21 protein-coding genes and 1 pseudogene are annotated in these 22,306 nt (G+C 53.3%); all 22 read right to left on the bottom strand.

Annotated features, from left to right (window positions below; translation table 11 throughout):
- Position 1 precedes the first annotated feature (1 nt).
- Positions 2 to 619, bottom strand: coding sequence for an imidazole glycerol phosphate synthase subunit HisH (gene hisH, locus OU997_RS00905; protein ID WP_267808572.1), 618 nt, complete (start codon positions 617 to 619; stop codon positions 2 to 4).
- 3 nt (positions 620 to 622) lie between these two features.
- On the bottom strand, positions 623 to 2,062 hold the full coding sequence (locus OU997_RS00910; protein ID WP_267808573.1) for a hypothetical protein: 1,440 nt from the start codon (positions 2,060 to 2,062) through the stop codon (positions 623 to 625).
- 7 nt (positions 2,063 to 2,069) lie between these two features.
- Complete coding sequence (locus OU997_RS00915; protein WP_267808574.1) at positions 2,070 to 3,026, bottom strand: Gfo/Idh/MocA family protein; 957 nt, start codon at positions 3,024 to 3,026, stop codon at positions 2,070 to 2,072.
- 2 nt (positions 3,027 to 3,028) lie between these two features.
- Positions 3,029 to 4,042, bottom strand: a complete 1,014-nt coding sequence (locus OU997_RS00920) for a Gfo/Idh/MocA family protein (RefSeq protein WP_267808575.1) — start codon at positions 4,040 to 4,042, stop codon at positions 3,029 to 3,031.
- A gap of 2 nt (positions 4,043 to 4,044) precedes the next feature.
- Positions 4,045 to 4,704, bottom strand: coding sequence for an SGNH/GDSL hydrolase family protein (locus OU997_RS00925; RefSeq protein WP_267808576.1), 660 nt, complete (start codon positions 4,702 to 4,704; stop codon positions 4,045 to 4,047).
- Positions 4,701 to 5,954, bottom strand: coding sequence for a lipopolysaccharide biosynthesis protein (locus tag OU997_RS00930; RefSeq protein ID WP_267808577.1), 1,254 nt, complete (start codon positions 5,952 to 5,954; stop codon positions 4,701 to 4,703). Before OU997_RS00930 ends, OU997_RS00925 begins: the two co-directional genes overlap by 4 nt.
- Complete coding sequence (locus OU997_RS00935) at positions 5,951 to 6,634, bottom strand: cytidylyltransferase domain-containing protein (RefSeq protein WP_267808579.1); 684 nt, start codon at positions 6,632 to 6,634, stop codon at positions 5,951 to 5,953. Before OU997_RS00935 ends, OU997_RS00930 begins: the two co-directional genes overlap by 4 nt.
- 3 nt (positions 6,635 to 6,637) lie before the next feature.
- Positions 6,638 to 7,675 (bottom strand): nucleotidyltransferase family protein, encoded by a 1,038-nt coding sequence (locus OU997_RS00940; RefSeq protein ID WP_267808580.1) that lies wholly within the window; start codon positions 7,673 to 7,675, stop codon positions 6,638 to 6,640.
- Positions 7,676 to 7,678: 3 nt separating this feature from the next.
- A complete protein-coding gene (locus OU997_RS20905; protein WP_420713267.1) occupies positions 7,679 to 8,290 on the bottom strand; it encodes an acetyltransferase in 612 nt (203 codons plus the stop codon).
- Positions 8,291 to 8,313: 23 nt separating this feature from the next.
- Positions 8,314 to 9,396: an N-acetylneuraminate synthase gene (gene neuB / locus OU997_RS00945; protein WP_267808582.1), complete on the bottom strand. Its 1,083-nt coding sequence runs from the start codon at positions 9,394 to 9,396 to the stop codon at positions 8,314 to 8,316.
- A gap of 3 nt (positions 9,397 to 9,399) precedes the next feature.
- Positions 9,400 to 10,554: a UDP-N-acetylglucosamine 2-epimerase gene (gene neuC / locus OU997_RS00950; protein WP_267808583.1), complete on the bottom strand. Its 1,155-nt coding sequence runs from the start codon at positions 10,552 to 10,554 to the stop codon at positions 9,400 to 9,402.
- A complete protein-coding gene (locus tag OU997_RS00955) occupies positions 10,551 to 11,702 on the bottom strand; it encodes a LegC family aminotransferase (RefSeq protein ID WP_267808585.1) in 1,152 nt (383 codons plus the stop codon). Before OU997_RS00955 ends, neuC begins: the two co-directional genes overlap by 4 nt.
- Before the next feature lie 10 nt (positions 11,703 to 11,712).
- Positions 11,713 to 12,690: an NAD-dependent 4,6-dehydratase LegB gene (locus tag OU997_RS00960; RefSeq protein ID WP_267808587.1), complete on the bottom strand. Its 978-nt coding sequence runs from the start codon at positions 12,688 to 12,690 to the stop codon at positions 11,713 to 11,715.
- Positions 12,687 to 13,301: an imidazole glycerol phosphate synthase subunit HisH gene (gene hisH, locus OU997_RS00965; protein ID WP_267808589.1), complete on the bottom strand. Its 615-nt coding sequence runs from the start codon at positions 13,299 to 13,301 to the stop codon at positions 12,687 to 12,689. The genes OU997_RS00960 and hisH (OU997_RS00965) overlap by 4 nt, the downstream gene beginning before the upstream one ends.
- Positions 13,301 to 14,096: pseudogene (gene hisF, locus OU997_RS20910) on the bottom strand (imidazole glycerol phosphate synthase subunit HisF). Before hisF ends, hisH (OU997_RS00965) begins: the two are co-directional and overlap by 1 nt.
- Positions 14,057 to 15,232 carry an N-acetyl sugar amidotransferase gene (locus OU997_RS00975; protein ID WP_267808592.1) on the bottom strand — a complete coding sequence of 392 codons (1,176 nt, stop codon included), beginning with the start codon at positions 15,230 to 15,232 and terminating at the stop codon, positions 14,057 to 14,059. The pseudogene hisF and the gene OU997_RS00975 overlap by 40 nt, the downstream one beginning before the upstream one ends.
- A gap of 18 nt (positions 15,233 to 15,250) precedes the next feature.
- A complete protein-coding gene (locus OU997_RS00980) occupies positions 15,251 to 16,357 on the bottom strand; it encodes a DegT/DnrJ/EryC1/StrS family aminotransferase (RefSeq protein WP_267808594.1) in 1,107 nt (368 codons plus the stop codon).
- Positions 16,354 to 16,938, bottom strand: coding sequence for a UDP-2-acetamido-3-amino-2,3-dideoxy-D-glucuronate N-acetyltransferase (wbpD, locus tag OU997_RS00985; RefSeq protein ID WP_267808595.1), 585 nt, complete (start codon positions 16,936 to 16,938; stop codon positions 16,354 to 16,356). The genes OU997_RS00980 and wbpD overlap by 4 nt, the downstream gene beginning before the upstream one ends.
- Positions 16,939 to 16,941: 3 nt before the next feature.
- Complete coding sequence (locus OU997_RS00990) at positions 16,942 to 17,892, bottom strand: Gfo/Idh/MocA family protein (RefSeq protein ID WP_267808597.1); 951 nt, start codon at positions 17,890 to 17,892, stop codon at positions 16,942 to 16,944.
- A gap of 80 nt (positions 17,893 to 17,972) precedes the next feature.
- Positions 17,973 to 19,274 carry a UDP-N-acetyl-D-glucosamine 6-dehydrogenase gene (wbpA, locus tag OU997_RS00995; RefSeq protein ID WP_267809844.1) on the bottom strand — a complete coding sequence of 434 codons (1,302 nt, stop codon included), beginning with the start codon at positions 19,272 to 19,274 and terminating at the stop codon, positions 17,973 to 17,975.
- Positions 19,275 to 20,033: 759 nt separating this feature from the next.
- Positions 20,034 to 20,318, bottom strand: a complete 285-nt coding sequence (gene ihfB, locus OU997_RS01000; RefSeq protein WP_160085002.1) for an integration host factor subunit beta — start codon at positions 20,316 to 20,318, stop codon at positions 20,034 to 20,036.
- A 152-nt stretch (positions 20,319 to 20,470) separates the two neighbouring features.
- A complete protein-coding gene (gene rpsA / locus OU997_RS01005) occupies positions 20,471 to 22,162 on the bottom strand; it encodes a 30S ribosomal protein S1 (protein ID WP_108487376.1) in 1,692 nt (563 codons plus the stop codon).
- Between the last annotated feature and the right edge of the window lie 144 nt (positions 22,163 to 22,306).

Raw genomic sequence — 22,306 nt, forward strand, 5'->3', positions numbered from 1 at the left:
CTCATACCTCCAGAAAGTGGCGAAAGAGTTCCATGCCGAATCGATGACTCTTCTCCGGATGAAACTGGAAGCCCCAAATGTTCGCACGGCGAAAGGCCGCTACAAAAGTCTCACCGTATTCGCATTCAAGCAGCACATCAGCTGGGTCAGCGCATTCGACCCGGTAGGCATGCACAAAGTAGAAACGGCGCAGGGTGGTTGACTCCGGCAAAAGCTCGTCAGCACGCGCTTGGCTTACCTCGTTCCAGCCCATGTGCGGCACTTTGAGGCGAGGGTCCTTTGGCCGAAAGAGTCTTGCCTGAGCATCGACCCAGCCCAACCCCGGCTCCTGGCCTTCCTCACTACCAAGCGTAAGCAACTGCATGCCCAAACAGATGCCCATGATGGGTACCTGACGCAAGTGAACGGTTTCTTCCAGCGGCTTGATCCAGCCTCCTTTGCGCAAGCTGCCGATACCGTGATCGAATGCACCCACGCCCGGCAGAATGAGCTTAGCGGCGCTGTCCAACTCGGCGGGCGAACGGATAATGCGCGCCTCGCCCCCCACGTGCTGGATCATGTTGACAACGGACGCAAGATTGCCGCACCCATAGTCGATGACAGATATGGCCTTGAACATCCTTCAGGATCCTTGACTTGAGGCATTGGCACTACTGAAACCGGCCGCACGGCTGAGATTCTCGACAAAGCCGTGAGTACAGAAAAGTTCTGTCTCATCACCGCTTGGCCCAGCCTCAAACGCCTCAAGCTGAGCAGCCAGTGTGGTTGGCAAATCTGCAAACCGAGCAGCGCCCATGGCTACCAACGGCCGCATCAGCTCATGGCCGGGTAAGCCGAGCACGATCGTTGGTACTCCAAGAGCCAAAGCGTCGTAGTGACAGGCTGAAGAAATACTGAGATGGATGTCGCTTTCAGCAATGAGCTGGTGTGTGGGCGTGCTATGAGCCGAATCCAGAATGTGAACCCTTTCATCGCTGGCCAGAATCGCATACGACTTCGCATCATCATAAATTGGATGCAGCTTGATATTGAGCTCGATCGGTCGCATCAGACGAAACAGGACCTCCTGAATGAAGCCCACTAGTTCAGACACCGCGAAGCCCTGCGCTGTGAGCAATACCCGCAGGGGACGTACGGATAGGCCTCCGGCATGCACCGCGGCACGCAGGATCCGGTACTCCTCAATTGCGGCACAACCGCAAGGCACGATCCGTTCGAGGTTTGACAGTGCGCTAGTCGACAGACAATCTCGCCAGTACCGCCCATAAACTGCGAGCACATCCGGAAGCAACAAGTCCCCACCAGCCTGAGTCAGCGCCGCAGCAGGCAAGGCGTCAGGATGATCCGGTGAAAAGATACCGTGTTGAAGCTCCACAAAGCGGATGCCCTTCAACTGCGCCGCACGCATCAACGCGTATTCGCCGGTATCAGCTACAAAAATCGCCGTCGGCTGCAAACGTTCGAGCAGCAACGAATAGAACCAAACTTGCCAGCGAAATTTGGCGTAGGCTCTTCGGACCTGTCTATTTTCTAGGGTTCCATCACCGAAGGCCCGGTTTGCTGCTGAAGCCAACTGCGCATACTCGCTGGCGGACCGGTAAAACGGGAAAAATTTGGCTAGAACGGCTGCAGCGATTTGGATGAAGGTGGTGTCCAGATCGATCCGGATACTCGCTTGTCGCTCGCGCGCTGCAAAGGCCGAACTATTGCAAAAGGACCATTTGCTGCCTCCTGGAACCTGCTCTAGAAACTCGTCAAAATAAACATCGGAGTATCCGTAAAGCCGCCGGGTGCGCAATGCAGAGCTGTATGTCTTGACGATATACAGCCTGCGACTGCCAAGCAGAGCGCGGCAGACTCCCAGCAGCGAACGCATACCACGCTTCGCAAGCTGAAACCAACCACCATGTCCCCGGGACTGCAAGCCCAGCCCCTGCAAGGAATGTCCAACGGCTGCACGCAGCAACCTCCATAAAGACACTCCACCGAGCGCAAAAGAGAACAGACTCTGGGATGCCTCCGCATCGGCAAGCTGCTGTGCCACTTCTTTTTCCGTCAGCACGACAGGTTCAGGCTCCCATGTTGAAGATGCGGGCAACCAGTTCCATCGACTTCAGGGCATCATCCAGATCTGCCAGTTCGGCTGGCTCTCCCCGACAAGCACGGATCGTCTGCTGCGCCTGGAATAGCAGACCAGGCTTGTACTGGGTATCAACTGGATCGATATCCAGCGACTCGCTTCGACGTTCGCCATAGAGCTGCACGGACACCTGTTCCAGAGGGCGCATTTCCAGTCGTTCCTGGGGAGTATTGACTGTCACGACCCAGGGACCAGGACCGTTCCAGATGCCCTCATAAAGTCCCTTGTCACCACTGGAAAATGTCACAAGTGCCAGCACCACGCCTGGGTTTTGCGGATCCCAGCGGCAAATGTTTTCTACAGAAACGACATCCCCACGGCCCAATACCCGGAAATAATCAATCAGGTGAATCGAGTTGGCGAACATATAGTTCTCAACCATAAGCGGTGGATTCTTATGGATGGTCAAAGCCGCATACTGGTCCTGCTGATCGAGCACCTTGATGAAGCGCGGACCTCCATTGCAGACAAGGCGCTGCAAGGCCTGGCGGGTACTCGAATAAGCACGGCGATTCAGGGCGACATAGACGCGCGCCTGATGCTCCATGGCAGCTGCGTGAATACTGGCAGCATCAGCCAAGTTGTAACCTGCGGGTTTCTCGAGAAGAACCAGCCAGGGAAACTGGAAACAGCGCTTGGCAATATCCGCCATGTACAGCTCGGTGACGGTAACCACCACAATATCGGCCAAGGTGTGCTGATACATTTCTTCCAGACTGTCGTAAACGACTACGTTCGGAAAGTCGGCAACCAACTCCTCCGCTCGTGCGCGGGCTCTGGAAGTGATGCCAACAACCTCGGCATCGCTAATCGCCATAAAAGCCTTCAGATGCTCGGATGCCATGTATCCAGCACCGACAATCGCTACTTTTAATTTCTTGCTCATTATCATGCCCAACTAAAGGTTTTCTGTTTCGGTAGCGCATCATCGACAGGTGTAAGCACTGCACCGGCTTCACCGGAGAGGTATGCAGCCACCAGCACCGCCAGCGCATGACGGCCAACTTGCCCATCAGGGAAAGGTTCACCAGCCAGCATCGCGCGCAACACACAAGCCGTAGGCTCCAGAACATCGGCGGGTGCTATCGAGAAGCTCTCAACGTCGACTGGCATGCCATAGCGCGTGGTCGGCAGATCGGCAAACTCCGCGTTGCGACGGATCGCCCTTACGCAGCCTGCCAACTCATCGACAATGATCTGCCCATTGCGGCAGCCATAGATCACCTGGATACCGTGGCCGAGATCACCGCCGGCCTCCAGGTTAAAACGAACACCGCTTGCACTGAGACCGCGCAACTGACCAGAATAATCCGAATACTCCGGCCCCCGCGGATTGGGAACCTTCTCGTTGTCAATCCAGCACTGTACACTCGCGAGAGTTTCACCGGTCACATAGCGAAACATCTCAAAGTAATGCACGGCGTTCATCGCCAATCCGAAGTTGGAAGCATGCACGGTAATGCTCCGCAGTGGGCCAAACTCACCGCCGCCGATCATTTCCCGAATCTTTGTGTACTGTTCCATAAACTGCATCTGGTGGTTTACCGCCAGCTGAACGCCGTGCTTTGCGCAGGCAGCGACCATGGCATCGGCCTCGGCTAAGGAAACTGCCAGTGGCTTTTCGCAGAGGATGTAGCGAAAACCAGTTTCGGCAGCTTTGCAAACGAACACGGCATGGCTCGGCGCGGTGGTGGAAACGGTCAGTAACTGCGCGCCCGAGTGTTCCAGAAGGTCCTCTGCGCTGCTGAAAACTTTGTCGGCCAGCGCCGGAAACTCCTTCAGAGTCTCATCGATAGCCACTTGTGACAGATCGTAAACACCAACGACTTCAAAACCCAAATTGAGAGCAACCTGCACATGCCGACGGCCCATGCGGCCCAGCCCGATAATTGCGAACTTCATTGTTATCGCCCCTCGCTAATATGCTTAAAAATCTGTTGTGCCAAGTGCTCATGTCCGGTTGCTCGAAAATGGTGACCGTCGCTCATGAACAGCTCATCTGCGAACTTGATCTGCATCAAGGCGCTACCTAGCTCTTCGCGAAGGATGCCGTTCGCCTGAGCTATCTTTTCGGTAATGCCGGGTAGAATTTTTTCATACGAGCTTGACCCCATTACGGGAATCCAGAGGAGGCGCGTACCCTGGTTTTGGGTTTGTCGACGAAAAGCCTGCACATTTTGACGAAATCGCTGCGGTTCCACATAGGAAATCCTACGCCAGCGCCGCAGGCGTTCGAATATCTCCCGCCCCAACCAGGGAAACAGACGCGTGAACAATGCCAGCGCCTTTTGCGGGATGACTTCGTTGCGACTGAAGGCCCGAGGTGCCCAGTCAACGATGCCCGCCTGGATGATCAGCCAGTCAGCACTCCGCGCCGAATGCAGCCAATATTCCGCCTGCGCGAGCAGATCGCTGGAAGTCGCGCCCCCTATGGAGCACTGTACCCATTCAGCGTCAGCTAGCTCACGCAGACGATATGCCCACGATTCCTCCAGCAGTAAAGATTCAGGGGTCACCCGAGCAAGCGCCAAGCTGTCCGACAGGATCAGAATCTTGCGTTTCATTTACCGAACCATGGCATTGAGTAAGCCCGTGCGGAGAAAAACCAAGTAAGCACAAAGAGAGTGACCTGCCCCAACAATGCACCTTGTGCTGCACCCAGAGGCCCGTTTACTTGGATCAGTACATAGCATGAGACCGGCATGAAGATGGCCGTCGCCCCGGATGCATATGAGAGGAATTTGTTCTTGGCGGCGTAGTTGATGTACAACCCGACCATGTAATACATGCCCGTAAAAGCCCCTGCGAATAGTAGCCAAGGAACATAATTTTTTGCCGCGGCGTACTCCGGACCAGCAAGAAGTACAATGAAAGGTGGTACTAGAACAGACAAGACGACTGCGGCCAGCAGCACCAGCGCGAAATACAGGTAGGAAAATCCGACTAAACTCGATCGGACCGATGCCTGATCCAACGCCAGGCGTGAATACAGCCAAGGTACGTATGCTTTATTCAAAGAGTCCACCGCAATGGCCATAATCATCGCTACTTGAGCAGCAACGGCGTAGATACCTAGAACTGCGGCACTTTCAAGATGAGCCATGACCATTCGATCCGACATAGAAATAATCACGCCGCTAATTGAATGGGGAATGATCGGCAAACCGAACAGCAGCAGCCAGCGTAAATAGCCGCGATCGAGGCGAAACACCAACCAGCCGCTACGCCAAAGGCTATATACGGCGATCATGGCGAAGACAGCGAAAGCAAACGTCTGCCCCAACACCCGCCCCAGGCCCCGCATGTCAAGTAAGACGACCAGCAGCAGCGAAACACCTACATTAAGAAGGGTCATGGATACTTGGAATAACCCATAATGCAAGGGCCGCGAACGAACTTGCGTACATGCCAGCCATGCATTGCATACTGCCAGTGCCCCCGCCGAAAGGATCGCTTGGTTGATCCACGACACAGGCAGCGGCAACCAATCACCATAAAACAGCGCAATAGGCTGGAACAATGTAATGGCGGCCACGGTAACTAATACAATCAGCAAGACGCTGGTACCGGCAAAAACGCCGAACTGTTGCTTGTCGAGATAGTAGTACTGCCGAGTAAAGGCACCGCCAATGCCAAGACCGATAATCGCCGTAGTGCATGCGCAGAAAATCGTAAAGAGCGTGACATAGCCATACTCCTGCGGACCCAAAACTCTTGTGAGTATCGGTAGCAACGCAAAGGGCACCATGGCATTAGCGATATTGCTGGCGAAATAGATTGCGGCGCTAGCACCCAAGCCTTGCTGCTTTCTCACTCGTTAGCATCCAGTCGCTGACGAAATGCTTGCAGATCGGCCGGCGTATCTATGTCTAGCGAGCGGCTACGGGGCATGACGTAAGCTACCGTTCCATCCCCTAGGAAGCCCCGGTTAGTTGCAAACCAGTGGGTATCCGCAATATAAACTGCCCCATTGAGCACATATACCGGAGGCAGTTCCTGCCGTCGCGCATAGCGGTTCGCCAAAATCGGCTTAAGACTGCCATTCGGTTCCAGCGTGTACATCCAGAACGGACTTTCCTCGACGTCACATACGGAGACACATGCTGGCGCATCGCCGTCGAGGCAGGTGCGAATGGCGCCATCGATGTCTTCAACGGCGCGCAATGGAGAAGTCGGTTGTAACAGCACTAGGTAGTCGTACCCTGGTAAACGCTTCAAGCAGTCCAGTACCACCTCCGCACTACCAGACACATCCGCCGCCAGCTCCGGCGGACGCATAAAAGGAACTTCACACCCAAAGTCATGTGCTACCGCAGCGATTTCTTCGTCATCGGTAGACAGCACAAGGCGATCCAGCAACTCCGAGTTCCGAGCCGCCTCGATAGTCCACGCGATCAGCGGCTTATCTCCCACCTGAACAAGGTTTTTGCGTGGTATGCCTTTAGAGCCGCCACGGGCGGTTATAAGACCGAGGATGCGCTTACCCTGATACACGGGTTAACTCCACTCCCTTTGAGCACGCTCGTACTCTTCCAGCCGGCCAATATCCAGCCAGTACTCTCGCAACGGGTATGCGGCTGCCTTGCAGCCCTTGGATGCGAGATCCTGAAACAGGCTTGGCATGTCGAAGAAGGTGCTGGGCGGGATAACATCAAGAACATCGCGGCCAAGAACGTAAATGCCACCGTTGACAAAGAAGCGATGAATCGGTTTTTCCTCTATCGACGCAATCCTTACTCCATCAACCTTAACCACGCCGTATGGCACCTGCAGATCATACTCCCGCACAGCCATTGTGGCCGCTGCCTGATGTTCCTCATGAAATTCAAGCATTGCCGCGAAGTTGGCCTTGGTAATAAGGTCGCCATTCATCACCACTAGGGGTGCCACGGGTTTCTCAGGTAGTAGGGACAGGGCCCCTGCAGTTCCCAGGCGCTCCGTTTCATGCAGGTATTCGATACGCGCGCCCCATTTTGCCCCGTCGCCAAAGTAATCCTTGATCACCTCGGCCATGTAATTGACCGACAAGAAAAAGCGGCGAAAGCCCTGCTCCATAAAGCTTTCCAGAATACTTTCCAGAATCGGTTTGCCACCGATACGCAACATCGGCTTTGGGCAGGCATCAGTAAGGGGGCGCAACCGCGAACCCAGCCCACCCACCATCAAAACCACCCAATTTTCACGCTCCACCACGCCCATAAAATCATCGAGCATAGCCAGTCCACCCAAACGGCCATCGTCATCGATCAAAGGCAGATGGTGGAACGTAAAGCGGCGCATCATGGCCAGCACTTCAGCGCGAGGCGTGTGGACGGATCCGGTTTTCGGATATGAATTCATAGCCCGTAAAACTGGCCCATCAAGGTCGATACCGTTAAGGATGGACCGGCGCACATCACCATCGCTTAACACGCCGCGAAGGCGCATGTCGGCATCGGCCACTAAGGCCATCTGAATGCCGGAAGCATCAATACGCCTGATCGCTTCGCGCAGGCTAATCTCCGGCGAAACGACTATATCTTTCCAGTTTTTCATAATCTACTTAACGGTTCGGGCCGGATTTCCTACGGCCGTGCATCCTGCTTCGACTGAGCGCATGACGACTGCGCCAGCCCCGATTATCGCATCCTCACCTAGGTGAATGCCCGGTAAAATAATGGCACCTGCACCAATGAAGGCTCCACGATCAACCTTAACGGTGCCACAAAGCACTGCGCCCGGCCCGACGAATACATGTTCGCCCAATTGACAATCATGATCTACTGTCGCGCGCGTATTGATCACAACACCTGCTTCCAACCGACAGCCTGGCTGTACCACGGCACCGGCCATCAGCTGGACGCCATAAGCCAGCCTGGTATCCGAAGCACACAGACTCGACGGATGCTCCAGTGTCAACCAAGAGTAACCGCGCGCTAAATATGCCTCTTGAATCCGCCGGCGAACCATGCGTTTCAGAGCAAGGCCTACTCCATTCGCCAGCCAAACATCATCACAGCCCAACTCGTCAAGCACCGCGTCGTCTCCAAGCACATCTACGCCGTGCCACTGACTGCCTGCCGGTAACTCAGGCGCACAAACGCCCCGGAGTTGATATCCGCGTAGTCGAAGAACGTCCAATACCACACGCGCATGCCCACCGGCGCCCATCAGAACTACAGGTCTCTCGCTGCTCACGCCGGGTCCCCCGCTTTGAAATCTCGGGATGCTCGATTCCCAATGAAGTCCCAGGCACACATTGGTGAGGTGCCACAGCCCTGGCGGGCGGCGCCAAGATCACCTGCCACAATCACCTGGTTTTGAGATACGTCTCGCACGAAGGTCAAGCTTTGGCGGGCAGCCTTACGGGTATCCCATTCACTCGCTTGGGGCACTTTTGCAGCAAGCCCCATCATTTGCTCAACGAGTCGAATCTGATCAACCATTTCCTTGAGCTCGTCCGGTACCAGTGATGCAGCATGATCCGGCCCCGGCAAAGTGCGATCCAAGGTAAAGTGTTTTTCCACTATGGAGGCATTGCGGGCTACTGCTGCGACAGACGCAAGGACACCCTCAGTATGATCCGAATAACCCACAGGCAGCCCGAACGTGTTCATCAACACATCCATGGCACGCAAGTTGACCTCCGCTGGCCGCGCTGGGTATTGCGAGGTGCAATGCAGCAAGGCCACTCGCGTCGCCACCCACGATCTTGCCTCAGGGCGAGTCCAATTAAGCCATACTTCTTCGAGGCCTTGCGGTGGTGTCTCAAACTCCAGACCATGGGCTAGGACCGCCAGCGCCTGGTCGATTTCTCCCAACGTTGCCATTCCGGTAGAAAGAATCATTGGACGCCCACTCCGTGCAATACTCCACAGCAGCGGGCCATTGGTGATTTCACCGGAAGGAATCTTGTAGACAGGAAGGTTAAGCTGATCGAGAAATGCCAGACTTTCATGGTCGAAGGCGGTAGACAGGAAATCCAGCCCCAATTCGCGGGCACGCGCCTGTAGTGGGTAATGCCAGACATGTGGCAACTCAAGTTTGAGGAGCATTTCCAGTTGGCTATCGTCCTCGCCCGTAGTGCGTTTCTGATAAGCAGCCTTCGGTGCACTGGATAAAGCCAACAAACGCGCATTGAAGGTTTGAAACTTGACGGCATCGGCACCGGCCTGGGCAGCAGCTTCGACTAATGCCATTGCCTTATCATAGTCGCCATTGTGGTTAACACCTGCCTCGGCAATGATGTATACACTATCACGTTCGAAATAATTCATTGCTCAAACCAGGTCATGAAAAGTTTTGTGGGTGGCGCCAACGAACCGCTCCAGTACAGCCACAGTATCAGCCGCAGCACGGCCTTGCCCGTAGGGGTTGTATGTATGCCGGCAACGCTCGGCGAATGCATTGTCCAGAGCCATCAATAGTGCTTCACTGATCGAGTCGGCGCGAGCTTTGCAGTGCAAGACAGAATCAGCAGCCAAACGCCCCTGCTGCCTGACGCCGATGTTCACACTCGGAACACCGAAAGCAGGAACTTCAATGATCCCACTGGAGGAGTTACCGACAACCGCCGACGACAAGGCCACAGCACTGAGGTATCGCTTAAAACCCAGCGAAGGTATTGCGAGCACGCGTTTAGGGTTTCCTGCTGCATAAGTTTCAAGTAATGGGATGATAGCTCTGCCACCATTATCCGCGTTGGGATAGGTGAGTATGACTTGATGGTCAGGGAACATATCCAGCGCTTTTAGCAGCTCCTGAAAAGCGTGCGAGGCATCATTTTGCACTGCGGTTTCAGGGTGATAGGTCACCACGAAGAACGGTTTGTCGAGAACGAAGCCAAGACTCTCGCCCAGCGCCTGCCGATCCATACGGGGGGTACGCAACACATGATCCAAACCGAACGCCCCGACATTAAACACCCGCTCGGGCGCTTCTCCCAACTGGATCACACGCTGCCTGTAAGGCTCTGCAGCAACAAAATGCAGGTAAGACAGTTTACTGATGGCATGGCGGAATGCATCATCGTAAGCACCTTCGGTGATTTCCCCACCATGTAAGTGGGCCACCGGAATACACATCACCGTGGCAGTCTGTACTACCGCAAGAGCCTCGTAACGGTCGCCCAAAACGACCAAAATATCCGGTGCCAACCGAGCTAGCGCATCGGCAAAACCGAGTATGCCCAATCCCATGGATTTGGCTACGCCAACCGCCGTGTCGGATGAAAGCAGCATCTCCACCTTGGCATCAATGATAAAGCCGTCATTAATGATACCTTTCCAAGTCTCGCCAAACTCAGGCGACAAGTGCATACCACTGACTAACACCTGCAACTCCAGCGTTGGATTTGCCTGAATGTCCTTCATCAGCCAGAACAGCAGTCCGTACTCCGCGCGCGTAGCGGAGAAGACCGCTACCTTTCGTTTCATGAAAGATGCTCCGGCAATACACTGCTCGGCAGGTTGACAATCCGCTCGGAAAGCCAGCGCGATTGGGCAAGACCATCGTGACGACAATGCGCATATATCGGCAGGTCACACATCAGTTGCCAGATAGGCCGAGTCATGACCCCTGCTTGGTTGCTGGCATTAAGCAGGCCGTCACGCTGTGTGCGATCCGGACAAATGACAGCATTAAGCCAATAGTTGGAGCGACAATGCTCAGGTTCACGGAAGAACTCGAAGTCACTATCTGCAAAGTGATCAGCGTAACGCGTAGCCAACTCTCGCTTGGAGGCTATGAACAACTCTAACTGTTCAAGCTGGGCACACCCCAGCGCAGCATTGAGATTGGGCAGACGGTAATTGAAGCCCAGCTCATCGTGGACATACTCGAACGGATGCGGACGCTTCGCGGTAGTGGTGAGGTGCTTGGCACGTATGCCCAGCTCTTCGTTGGCCAGGATCATCCCGCCACCGCCAGTGGTGATGATCTTGTTGCCGTTGAAGCTTAAGGTGCCTAACAGTCCAAAGACACCGGTATGCTTGCCTCGGTAGAGGCTCCCAAGACTTTCGGCTGCGTCTTCCACCATCGGCAGATTCCAGCGACCACAGACAGCCAACAGTCCATCCAGATCAACAGGGTGTCCAAATGTGTGCATGGGAACGCAGGCAGCAATTCGGCGATCGCTGGATTTATCACGGCAAGTGCCATCGTCGTCGAGACGAGCATTACTCTCAAGCCAAGCCTGCAGGGCAACCGGAGACAGGCCCAAAGTATATCGGTCAACGTCAACAAATACCGGTTCCGCCCCGCAATACGCAATTGCATTGCAAGTTGCGACGAACGTCAGTGCCTGGGTAATTACCAGGTCTCCACGCTCAGTACCCGCCAACAGCAGAGCCGCGTGCAACGCGGCCGTACCGTTTACGGTGGCTACCGCCCTTACTGCACCGGTGTATGCAGCGGTATCACGCTCAAAGCGGTCGACGAAAGGACCAACACTGGAAACAAAAGTCGAACTGATGGTTTCCTGAACGTATCCCGACTCATGCCCTTGGAAAACCGGAGCATGTAAGGGGATGAACTCCAGGGTTCGGTATTGCTCACGCACGAACTGCACTAGGGCATCAAACATGGAGCCTCACTCAGACGTTGTAGATGTCAGCCTTGTACTTGCTCAGGTTTTTAGGGCGAACCATCCACTCGATGGTTTTCTCCAACCCCTCACGGATGCTGTATGCAGGCTTGAAACCCGTCATGCCATTTATCTTTGTGTTGTCACACCAAAGCCGGAACACTTCAGACTTTTCAGGACGCAGACGTTGATCATCGGTCAAAAACTCTACATCACTGCCCATGATGTCCTTGATGAGATTAAGCGTATCGCCCACAGATATCTCGAAGTTAGAACCAATGTTCACGGTCTCGCCGACTGCCTTCTCGCTGCGAGCCAGTTCGAGGAAGCCACGACAGGTGTCTGCCACGTAATTGAAATCGCGTGTCGGAGATACATCGCCTAGTTTGATCTGCTTCTGACCACTAGCTATCTGCGTGATGATAGTAGGAATGACCGCTCGAGCAGACTGGCGCGGTCCATAGGTATTGAACGGCCGTGCGATGGTCACAGGCAGGTCAAATGCGTTGAAGAAGCTGATGGCCATGGCATCTGCACCGATCTTTGAAGCGCTGTAAGGCGATTGCGCCTGAAGTGGATGCTTCTCATCGATCGGCACATACTGGGCAGTACCGTAGACTTCACTGGTTGAGGTATGGATGACCTGCTTGACACCGTTTTCCTTGGCCGCCTGACAAATGTTCAGAGTGCCCTTGACGTTGGTATCCACATAGCTGTCAGGGGCTACATAGGAATAGGGAATGGCGATCAACGCAGCGAGGTGAAAGACCAAATCAATGTCTTTAGTTATGTACTTGCAGAAGTGCGGGTCGCGCACATCACCGCTGACTACCTCAATCTTCGCCAAGCAGTCGATGTCTTCCAGCCATCCCCAGTTATTGAAGGAGTTGTACTGCGACAACGCCCGGACTGAATAACCTTCTCGAACCAGCAGTTCGACCAAGTGAGACCCGATAAAACCATCAGCGCCAGTAACGAGAGCTTTCATATGCTTTCCATATATGACTTTATTAAATCCAACCCAGACACACCACTTTTTTCAGGGTGAAACTGAAATCCAGTAACATTAGCGCTTCTAACCACAGACACTATATCAATCTCACCATACTGACATGATGCAAGACAATTTGAATCATCTTCCAACACAGCCATGTAGGAATGAACAAAATAAAAACTGCCTTCCAAATTCAATCCAACATTACCAGCGGGACGCACCTGCAACTCGCCCCAACCAGTATGGGGAACCTTGAAGGACTTTTCTACTTGACTTGGAATACGCTGGACACTTCCAGAGATGAAACCAAGTCCATCACTAACAACAAACTCCTCACTTCTGTCCAACAGCAGTTGCATACCTAAACATATTCCTAGCAGAGGGCGACCGTTAGCCACTGAAGCCTGCAACGCCTCAACGAACCCACGCCGATGCAATTCAATCATTGCCCCATTAAAGGCACCCACCCCAGGAAGCACAACAGCATCCATCTCTAAAATCTGTTGCGGAGAGCTCAAAACTTCAGGTGCAGCACCACAAAACTCAAACGCACGAGCAACATTGAGAATGTTACACATGCCATAATCAACAATACCAAGCCTCATTATTCTCGCACCGGAAGCTTCATAGACAGAGCCAAACGCTTAATTTCTTTCAGCTCGAATCGGTTATAGTGAATTATATCAGCCAACGCCACCGCATCTGCGCCCGCTTTGCAGTAAGCCTGTTCAATATCACTCATTGAGCCAACACCACCACTGGCAATTACCGGCACAGTCGAGATCGCGGTAACCATTTCTAGGAGCGGCATATCTAAGCCTTTACGTGTTCCCTCTCGATCTATCGACGTGAGAAGAATTTCTCCAATACCAAGTTCAAGCGCCTGCAGAATCCAATCCTTAACGTCCAGACCAGTGCGCTCACGGCCATTATCAGTAAAAACATCCCACTTATCATCGGACACCCTCTTAGCCTCTACCGAAAGCACCACCGCCTGAGAGCCAAACCGCAAAGCTAATTCACGTAAAAGCTGGGGAGAACCGACCGCCGCAGTGTTAATCGCCACCTTATCAGCACCACACCTCAGCAGGGTTGCCGCATCCTCAACAGTCCTTATACCCCCCCACAGTCAATGGAATAAAGATATCCTTCGCAGTTGCGCTCACTAGATCAGCGAGACTATTTCGACCGTACAAACTTGCCACCGAATCCATATATATAATTTCATCGGCACCTTGCTCGTAATATCGCATAGCAAACTCATGTGGATTACCTACAACCCGTAAACCCTCGAGCTGCACGCTTTTGATGAGATTCGTCCCCTTAATATCTAAACGAGGAATAATCCGAAACCGGGACATTAAATTTCCTCGTTCCAGATCGGGCTCCGCAATACCCATCCTTCATCTGTAAGACTCCATATGTGATCAGAGCGCCAACTATCAACTACTGCATGAAATTCTTGATCAGTAATTCCACAATAAGAAAGAAAATCCGAGTAATATTTTTGCGGAAATTCACCATCAAAGCGACGCACCAGCGCAACACCCTCTTCCCGAGAAATTTTAGAGTCACGTATCTCATGCGCCGTATCAGAAGTTGCACGCCCGATACCGAATTTTACAAAACCCAAATAATAGTGATACCCATCCAGGCGGTCATCAAGGCTTGCATATTTGGAATAAGTACCTTCTGAGCGCTCCGCATTAGCGGTAAAACCAGTATGCTCTTGACAGTAATAAAAATTCTCCTGCGGATCCCAAAAATGATAGTATCCAAGAAAATGTATTTCTGTCTTGTTGGCCAAAATATCTTCATAGCGAGGAGCCATAAAAGGCTTTAAATCCGCTTCAGAAACTCCATGATTCAGCCAAAAAGATGGCGGCATACCCGAAAAATAGTGTTTATCATGATCCTGAATATCACGCGTTGGGCGGAAAGCATTTTTCATATCTCCACCATACTCTACCTCCCCATTCTCCCCGTACATAATCAGAGATACGTTATGCCTAATAGCAGCATGCATAGGGTAGTTAGTCTGCCCATAGATAAATGGTTGAAATGGATCACCTAGATACTGGAAGGACAATCGTGTCAACTTGCGAGTTACAACGCCATTAGGCGTACCCAAAACATTGTCAAACCCCCCAACCCTGATAAAACTATCAAGATTATTACGACCAATATCAGTTGCAAGAAGAGGAGCCCATGTTACTGTCAGGGGATTCATACCGTATTTGTATTTTAGAACATGCGCTACAAAGCTACCGTCTTTACCCCCACTACACGGGACGATAACGTCATACTCACCATTTCCCTTCCTGTGCTTATCGCACAACTCTTTAAGCTCATTCTCTCTTGCACTCCAATCAATCTTAGTGCGCTTGAACTCAGCAAACTGACACGCAGAGCACACACCTTCCTTATTAAAAGTTATGCGTGGCCGCTGATTAGAAACAGTGCACTTCACACAAAATTTTATCTCGCTAGGCAGACCATATAGACACTGAACATCTTTCTTCTCAACAACCATCATGATGACCTCACTAAAATATTAAATCGCTTTCCGGATATCAAAATAGACAACTCTGAGTTTATGAGCGACATGAGCTTGCTGTTCCGGTATCAAATATGGGTGCATCGGCAGACTCATGACCTTATGCGCAATCGCATCGCCTACCTGCAGACTTGCCCCGTCATCCTTCACCGCCGGCTGACGGTTGAGAGGAATGGGATAATGCACGGCCGTGGGTACGCCTGCGGCCTTGAGGTGCTCCTGCACCTGATCACGCACTTCGACCTGCACCGTGTATTGAGCCCAGGCGCTGCGGTTGTAGTCTTCGATGAAGGGTGCTGCGATGCCGGCCTCACCCAGCAAATGCGAGTAACGCTGCGCAACCTGCTCACGCAGCTCCAGCTCGCGCGGGAAAATTTCCAGCTTGGGCAGCAGGATGGCGGCCTGCAGTGTATCTAGGCGACTGTTAACGCCAACACGGATGTGGTGGTAACGGCGGTCCTGCCCGTGCCGGGCGATCTGGCGCAGAACCTTGGCCAATTCTTCATCGTTGGTGAAGATCGCGCCGCCATCGCCATAACAACCCAACGGCTTGCTGGGGAAGAAACTGGTGCAGGCGATGGTTGTCAGGTTGCACGAACGCTTGCCCTTGTAGGTGGCACCGAAGCTCTGCGCGGCGTCCTCGATGACCGGGATGCCGTGTCGCTCGGCAATGGCGTTGATGACATCGAAATCAGCGCACTGGCCATACAGCGAGACCGGGATGATAGCCTTTGTACGCGGAGTGATGGCGGCTTCGAGCAACGCCGGATCGAGGTTGTAAGTACGCGGATCCACATCCACGTACACCGGCTTGGCACCGAGCAAAGCGACGGTCTCTGCGGTGGCAATATAGGTGAAGCCCGGTGTGATGACCTCGTCGCCGGGCCCGATGCCGAGCGCCATCTGAGCAATCTGCAGGGCATCAGTGCCATTAGCTACGCTGATGCAGTATTTCGCACCGACAAAGGCCGCGAGCTTTTCTTCCAACTCGCTGACTTCCGGGCCGAGGATGTATTGACCGTGCCCCAGCACGCGCTGGATGCCAGCGTCGATTTTTTCCTTTATCAGCGCCTGCTGAGCCTTGAGGTCGATAAACTCGATCACGCCACTTCCTCCTTGCTCAATACATTGCCACGCAGCACGTAACACGCACCGGTATGAATACAAGGCGCACTACCGTCTCCCTTGAGAGGTAGCTCAAGTTGTTCGCCAAACTCGCTCATCCAGCCAATCTGCCGCGCCGGTACGCCAACCATCAGAGCATAAGCAGGTACATCATTGTTAATTACAGCGCCGGCACCGACAAAGGCGAACTCGCCGATGGATACACCACAGACAATTGTGCAATTGGCACCGAGCGTTGCGCCTTTCTTCACAAAGGTGTCACGATACTCGCTCTTGCGCTCGATCAACGAGCGCGGGTTGTAGACGTTGGTGAAGACCATACTCGGACCGCAGAACACGCCTTCCTCCAGAGTGACGCCGTCATAGACCGAGACGTTATTCTGGATCTTGCAGTTGTCACCGATGACGACCTTGTTGCCGACGAAGACGTTCTGCCCCAGGGACACGCCCTGACCAATACGTGCACCGCCACAGACATGCACGAAATGCCAGACGCGCGAGCCTTCGCCAATTTGTGCGCCGTCATCGACGATGGCGCTGGGATGCTGGTAATGGCTCATGGTTCAACCCAGCAGGCGTGCAAGAAACGGGTGACCTTCGCCATCCTCGGCGCGACTGGGCGCCAGGCTGCGGATAGTTTCGACGGTTTCCACGCAGTGCCGAGCATCCTCGATGCCGTAGCCCTTGCCATCGAGAATGGCCTGGTAGCTGACGGTGTGCAGATCGGTAAACCCTTCGGAAAACTCGATCTCGGCGCCGTCGCAGGTGATCGAGCGATAAGTTGGCTTCTTGCCCTTGACTGAGTCCGGCAGGTCGTTGGCGTCGATGGAGAGGAACCAACGCACCCGTGCGTTCTCGTATTCCAGATAGCCCGCAGCCTTGAACTCGTTGACGTAGTGCACGACGTTGCGCTGCAGTTTGCCGAAGATGAAGTGCAGCATGTCGTAAAAATGCACACCAATATTGGTGGCTACGCCGAAGGATTTGCGCGGGTCGCCCTTCCAGCTTTCCATGTACCACTTACCGCGACTGGTGATGTAGGTCAGCTCGACATCGTGCTTGTGGTCTTGCTTACCCGATTCAACCCGATTTTTAAGATCAATGATCGCCTGATGGTGGCGCAACTGCAGGATATTCCACAAACGACGACCAGTTTCCTTTTCAGTTAGGAGCAGGTCATCGAGCATTGCTGCGCTGGGCACCAGTGGCTTCTCGCAGATCACATCGCAACCTAAACGCAGGCCAGCAGTGATATGCGGGTGGTGCAAGTAGTTGGGCGAGCATATCGAAACGATATCCAGCGCAGTCAACGGATCGCGCTTAAGTCGCCAGACGTGGTCGTAGAAACGCTCGAACTCGGTGAAGAACTCACTCTGCGGCGAAAGGCTGTCGATAATACCAACCGAATCATTGATGTCGTAGGCACAAGCGAGCTCGTTGCCGGTGTCCTTTATGGCACGCATGTGGCGCGGGGCGATATAGCCGGCAGCGCCGATAAGGGCGAATCTTTTCATGCTGTCTCTCGCAAACGGTGGGAGCGAGCCATCAACGCACAGAACGACCTGCGTCTCGCGTGTGGCACGCGCAAAAACACTCAGGCCTTGATGACGTTCGTCTGAGCCGCTCGATACTTACCCCGACTATCGACCAGCAAGCGCGCGTGAGCCTGGATCAGCGAGTAGTCGAACTTGTCATGATCAGTAGCAAGTACCACCGCATCGAACGAGACCAAATTCTCTGCGGTAAGAGGCTCGCTGGAGAGTTCGAAATGATGTTCGCGCATCTTGGGGAAAACCGGTACGTGCGGATCACTGTAGGCAACAATGCCGCCCTTGGCCTCAATCAACTCCATAATTTCCACAGAGGGAGATTCGCGCATGTCGTCGACGTTCTTCTTATACGCAATACCAAGCACCAGTACGCGGCTACCCTTGAGCGCCAGGCTGCGATCATTGAGCCCGTCCATCAGCTTGCCCACCACGTATTCGGGCATGGCCTTATTGACCTCGCCAGATAGCTCGATGAAGCGGGTGTGCAAACCGTACTCCCGAGCCTTCCAGGTCAGGTAGAAGGGATCGATCGGGATGCAGTGACCACCCAGGCCTGGACCGGGATAGTAGGCGGTGAAGCCGAATGGCTTAGTCGCCGCGGCATCTACCACCTCAAAGATGTCGATACCCATTCGGTCAGCGACAACTTTCATTTCGTTGACCAGACCGATGTTCACCGCTCGATGAATGTTCTCCAACAGCTTGGTCATCTCTGCGGCCTTGGTAGAGCTAACCGGCACAACATGATCTATCGCCTGCTCATAGAGCGCGATGCCTGCCTGTAGGCAATTTGCAGTATGCCCGCCAATGACTTTGGGAATAGTACGAGTCTCGAAATCCGGATTGCCCGGATCTTCACGCTCTGGCGAATAGACTAAGTAGATACTTTCGCCCACTACTAGACCACTTTCCTGCACGCGCGGCAGCAGCTCTTCCTCGGTAGTGCCGGGATAAGTAGTACTTTCCAGCGACACAATCTGACCAACACGCAGGTATGGCTTAATGGCATTCGTAGTATCGATCACGAAGCTCATGTCCGGCTCGCGATATTTGTTTAGCGGTGTAGGGACGCACAGGATCAGGGCATCACATTCGCTGACACGACGAAAATCGCAAGTCGCTTCAAAGCCAGAGTTGCGTGCCCTGGCAACGTGTTCACAGGCTATGTGCTCGATATAGCTAAGGCCAGAGTTGAGTTTATCGACCTTACTAGTATCAATGTCGATCCCCAATACTCGAAAGCCAATCGCGTTGAAACGCAGCATCAACGGCAGACCAACATAACCGAGACCAACGATCCCAATAACTGCTTCTCTGCTTTTGAATTTATCGATACACGCCTGCAGCGAATCAGCTATCACAATCACACTCCATTTTCAATACTTAAAAAGACGCTTTCCAAAGAACGGCTATGCTGTCGCTATAATGCTTGCAAAAAACATTAGCTAACTCATGCTTGACCGCAGAATCACCTGTGAATGACACGAATCGCAGTTTGTTATGCCTACCCGACCGCAAAGCTTACCAACCCGCTCTAGTCGAAATGGGTCGTGTAGCCGCATATGGTAAGCACTCGAACAAAAATCACATAGCGCTGCCCGTCAATTTCCTTAAATCTCCCCTACGAATACAGTGCTGGACTTAACGGCAACACAACCCACACCCCGATTAACCCACGAACAGCAGGTCATGGCGGTCACCAGCACGCACAAGCTCAAAAAATACAAAACAAGGCAAGCTCAACAGTGAGCCTGCCTGAGTCTGTCGCCCTTGCCAGGGCGAAGATAATGAATTTAATACCCGCAATCGATCAACACACTGCCGCCAGAACTTACAAGCAGCCATGACACTGCCTGCACACCGGGCACAGCTCAATGACAAGATAAACGAAAAGGGAAGAAACACGTCGGCTGACCCATTAACTCAGAGCGGCAACATCCATAACCGATCAATAGCAAGCAGCAGAGACCCACTGAATGCGGGCATAAAAGAGAAGGTATTACGCAATGAAAAAACCCGGAATCAGCCTACGCAACTGACATCAAATAGCGTTATTCAAAGGCATTAACTCGGGTGAAGAGCTGAGTTTTGGCCTGCCTAGCTCGCTACTCGTCCTCATTCACCCGATCCCGCAACTCCTTTCCTGGCTTGAAATGCGGAACAAACTTACCATCTAATGTGACCGAGTCACCGGTCTTGGGATTACGCCCAACCCGCGGCGCGCGGTAATGCAGCGAAAAACTGCCAAAACCACGGATCTCAATCCGATCGCCAGTGGACAACGCCTGCGACATTTGCTCAAGCATGGTCTTGATCGCTAACTCAACATCCTTGGACGAGAGCTGCCCCTGATGGGTGACGATGCGCTCGATCAACTCCGACTTGGTCATGGTTTTCCCTTCTTTTTCAAGCGGCTAGATCACTAGATAAAAAGGTTTTAGCACGCCGAGCCAGATTTGAACAGCCTATAAAACAACACCTTAGCGATTTTTAGGTACAAAAAAGGGCGACCGTAGTCGCCCCTTTTCTGGATCACCTGAACTTAGTTCTGGTTTTCCATTTGCGCACGGATCAGATCACCAATGGTGGTCGGACCAGCAGAAGCAACTTCGTCCTGCTTAGTACGCATTTCTTTGATGGCTTCTTTTTCGTCTTCAACGTCTTTCGACTTGACCGACAAGCTGATTACGCGGCTCTTACGATCAACGCTGATGATCTTGGCTTCTACTTCTTCGCCTTCTTTCAGCACGTTGCGCGCGTCTTCAACGCGGTCACGGCTGATTTCGGAGGCTTTCAGGGTAGCTTCGATGCCATCAGCCAGGGTGATTACAGCGCCCTTGGCGTCAACTTCTTTCACAGTACCGCGAACGATAGTGCCTTTGTCATTGACTGCAACGTAGTCGGAGAACGGATCTTCTTCCAGTTGCTTGATGCCGAGGGAAATGCGCTCACGCTCCGGATCAACGGAGAGGATAACGGTTTCCAGCTCGTCGCCTTTCTTGAAGCGGCGTACAGCTTCTTCGCCTACTTCGTTCCAGGAGATGTCGGACAGGTGAACGAGGCCGTCGATGCCGCCATCCAGACCAATGAAGATACCGAAATCAGTGATCGACTTGATGGTGCCGGAGATTTTGTCGCCCTTGTTGAACTGACCGGAGAAATCTTCCCACGGGTTAGTTTTGCACTGCTTGATACCCAGGGAGATACGACGACGCTCTTCGTCGATATCCAGAACCATAACTTCCACTTCGTCGCCGACGTTAACGACTTTCGAAGGATGGATGTTTTTGTTGGTCCAATCCATTTCGGATACGTGCACCAAGCCTTCCACGCCTTCTTCCAGCTCTGCGAAGCAGCCGTAGTCGGTCAGGTTGGTTACGCGCGCAGTAACACGGGTGTCCTGCGGGTAACGCGCTTTGATGGCAACCCACGGATCTTCGCCCAGCTGCTTAAGGCCGAGGGAAACACGGTTGCGCTCGCGATCGTACTTGAGGATCTTAACGTCGATTTCATCGCCAACGTTGACGATTTCAGAAGGATGCTTGATGCGCTTCCACGCCATGTCGGTGATGTGCAGCAGGCCATCGACGCCACCCAGATCCACGAACGCGCCGTAGTCGGTGAGGTTCTTGACGATACCTTTGACTTGCTGACCTTCCTGCAGGGATTCCAGCAGAGCTTCGCGCTCGGCGCTGTTCTCGGCTTCCAGCACGCTGCGGCGGGAAACGACAACGTTGTTGCGCTTCTGGTCCAGCTTGATGACTTTGAATTCGAGCTCTTTGCCTTCCAGGTGAGTGGTATCACGCACCGGACGGACATCCACCAAGGAACCTGGGAGGAACGCACGGATGCCGTTAACGTCGACAGTGAAGCCGCCCTTAACCTTACCGTTGATAACGCCCGTAACCACTTCCTCAGCGGCGAAAGCTGCTTCCAGAACGATCCAGCACTCGGCACGTTTGGCTTTTTCGCGGGACAGCTTGGTTTCACCAAAGCCATCTTCAACCGCGTCCAGGGCAACGTGAACTTCGTCACCGACCTTGATGGTCAGCTCGCCAGCGTCGTTGTGGAACTGCTCAAGCGGGATGAGGCCTTCGGACTTCAAACCAGCGTGAACGGTTACCCAACCAGCTTGGTAATCGATGTCGACGATGATAGCGGTGATGATCGAGCCAGCCTGAAGATTCAGGGTTTTTAGGCTTTCTTCAAACAGTTCAGCAAAGCTTTCGCTCATTTTAATTCCTGTTGATTCAGGGCAGGGGATCCGCCCAAACCACACTCCAGACAATGTGGGTACGTTTATGTAGAAAGAAACAGTCGGGACAAGGACTGGGTTCCCGAGCGTTTCCTTGGCGAGCTGGTCAGCTTAAAGCAGCTG

It is taken from the genome of Pseudomonas sp. SL4(2022) (assembly GCF_026625725.1).
GTDB lineage: Bacteria > Pseudomonadota > Gammaproteobacteria > Pseudomonadales > Pseudomonadaceae > Aquipseudomonas.

Coding starts and splice junctions, on each gene's coding strand:
- neuB (WP_267808582.1), bottom strand. CDS start 9,396: ATGAATTATTTCGAACGTGATAGTGTATACATCATTGCCGAGGCAGGT.
- ihfB (WP_160085002.1), bottom strand. CDS start 20,318: ATGACCAAGTCGGAGTTGATCGAGCGCATCGTCACCCATCAGGGGCAG.
- OU997_RS20905 (WP_420713267.1), bottom strand. CDS start 8,290: ATGGGCGCCGGTGGGCATGCGCGTGTGGTATTGGACGTTCTTCGACTA.
- OU997_RS00915 (WP_267808574.1), bottom strand. CDS start 3,026: ATGAGCAAGAAATTAAAAGTAGCGATTGTCGGTGCTGGATACATGGCA.
- hisH (WP_267808589.1), bottom strand. CDS start 13,301: ATGAGGCTTGGTATTGTTGATTATGGCATGTGTAACATTCTCAATGTT.
- OU997_RS00960 (WP_267808587.1), bottom strand. CDS start 12,690: ATGAAAGCTCTCGTTACTGGCGCTGATGGTTTTATCGGGTCTCACTTG.
- OU997_RS00920 (WP_267808575.1), bottom strand. CDS start 4,042: ATGAAGTTCGCAATTATCGGGCTGGGCCGCATGGGCCGTCGGCATGTG.
- OU997_RS00990 (WP_267808597.1), bottom strand. CDS start 17,892: ATGAAAAGATTCGCCCTTATCGGCGCTGCCGGCTATATCGCCCCGCGC.
- rpsA (WP_108487376.1), bottom strand. CDS start 22,162: ATGAGCGAAAGCTTTGCTGAACTGTTTGAAGAAAGCCTAAAAACCCTG.
- OU997_RS00955 (WP_267808585.1), bottom strand. CDS start 11,702: ATGTTTGATGCCCTAGTGCAGTTCGTGCGTGAGCAATACCGAACCCTG.
- OU997_RS00975 (WP_267808592.1), bottom strand. CDS start 15,232: ATGATGGTTGTTGAGAAGAAAGATGTTCAGTGTCTATATGGTCTGCCT.
- hisH (WP_267808572.1), bottom strand. CDS start 619: ATGTTCAAGGCCATATCTGTCATCGACTATGGGTGCGGCAATCTTGCG.
- neuC (WP_267808583.1), bottom strand. CDS start 10,554: ATGAAACGAAAGGTAGCGGTCTTCTCCGCTACGCGCGCGGAGTACGGA.
- OU997_RS00940 (WP_267808580.1), bottom strand. CDS start 7,675: ATGAAAAACTGGAAAGATATAGTCGTTTCGCCGGAGATTAGCCTGCGC.
- wbpD (WP_267808595.1), bottom strand. CDS start 16,938: ATGAGCCATTACCAGCATCCCAGCGCCATCGTCGATGACGGCGCACAA.
- OU997_RS00925 (WP_267808576.1), bottom strand. CDS start 4,704: ATGAAACGCAAGATTCTGATCCTGTCGGACAGCTTGGCGCTTGCTCGG.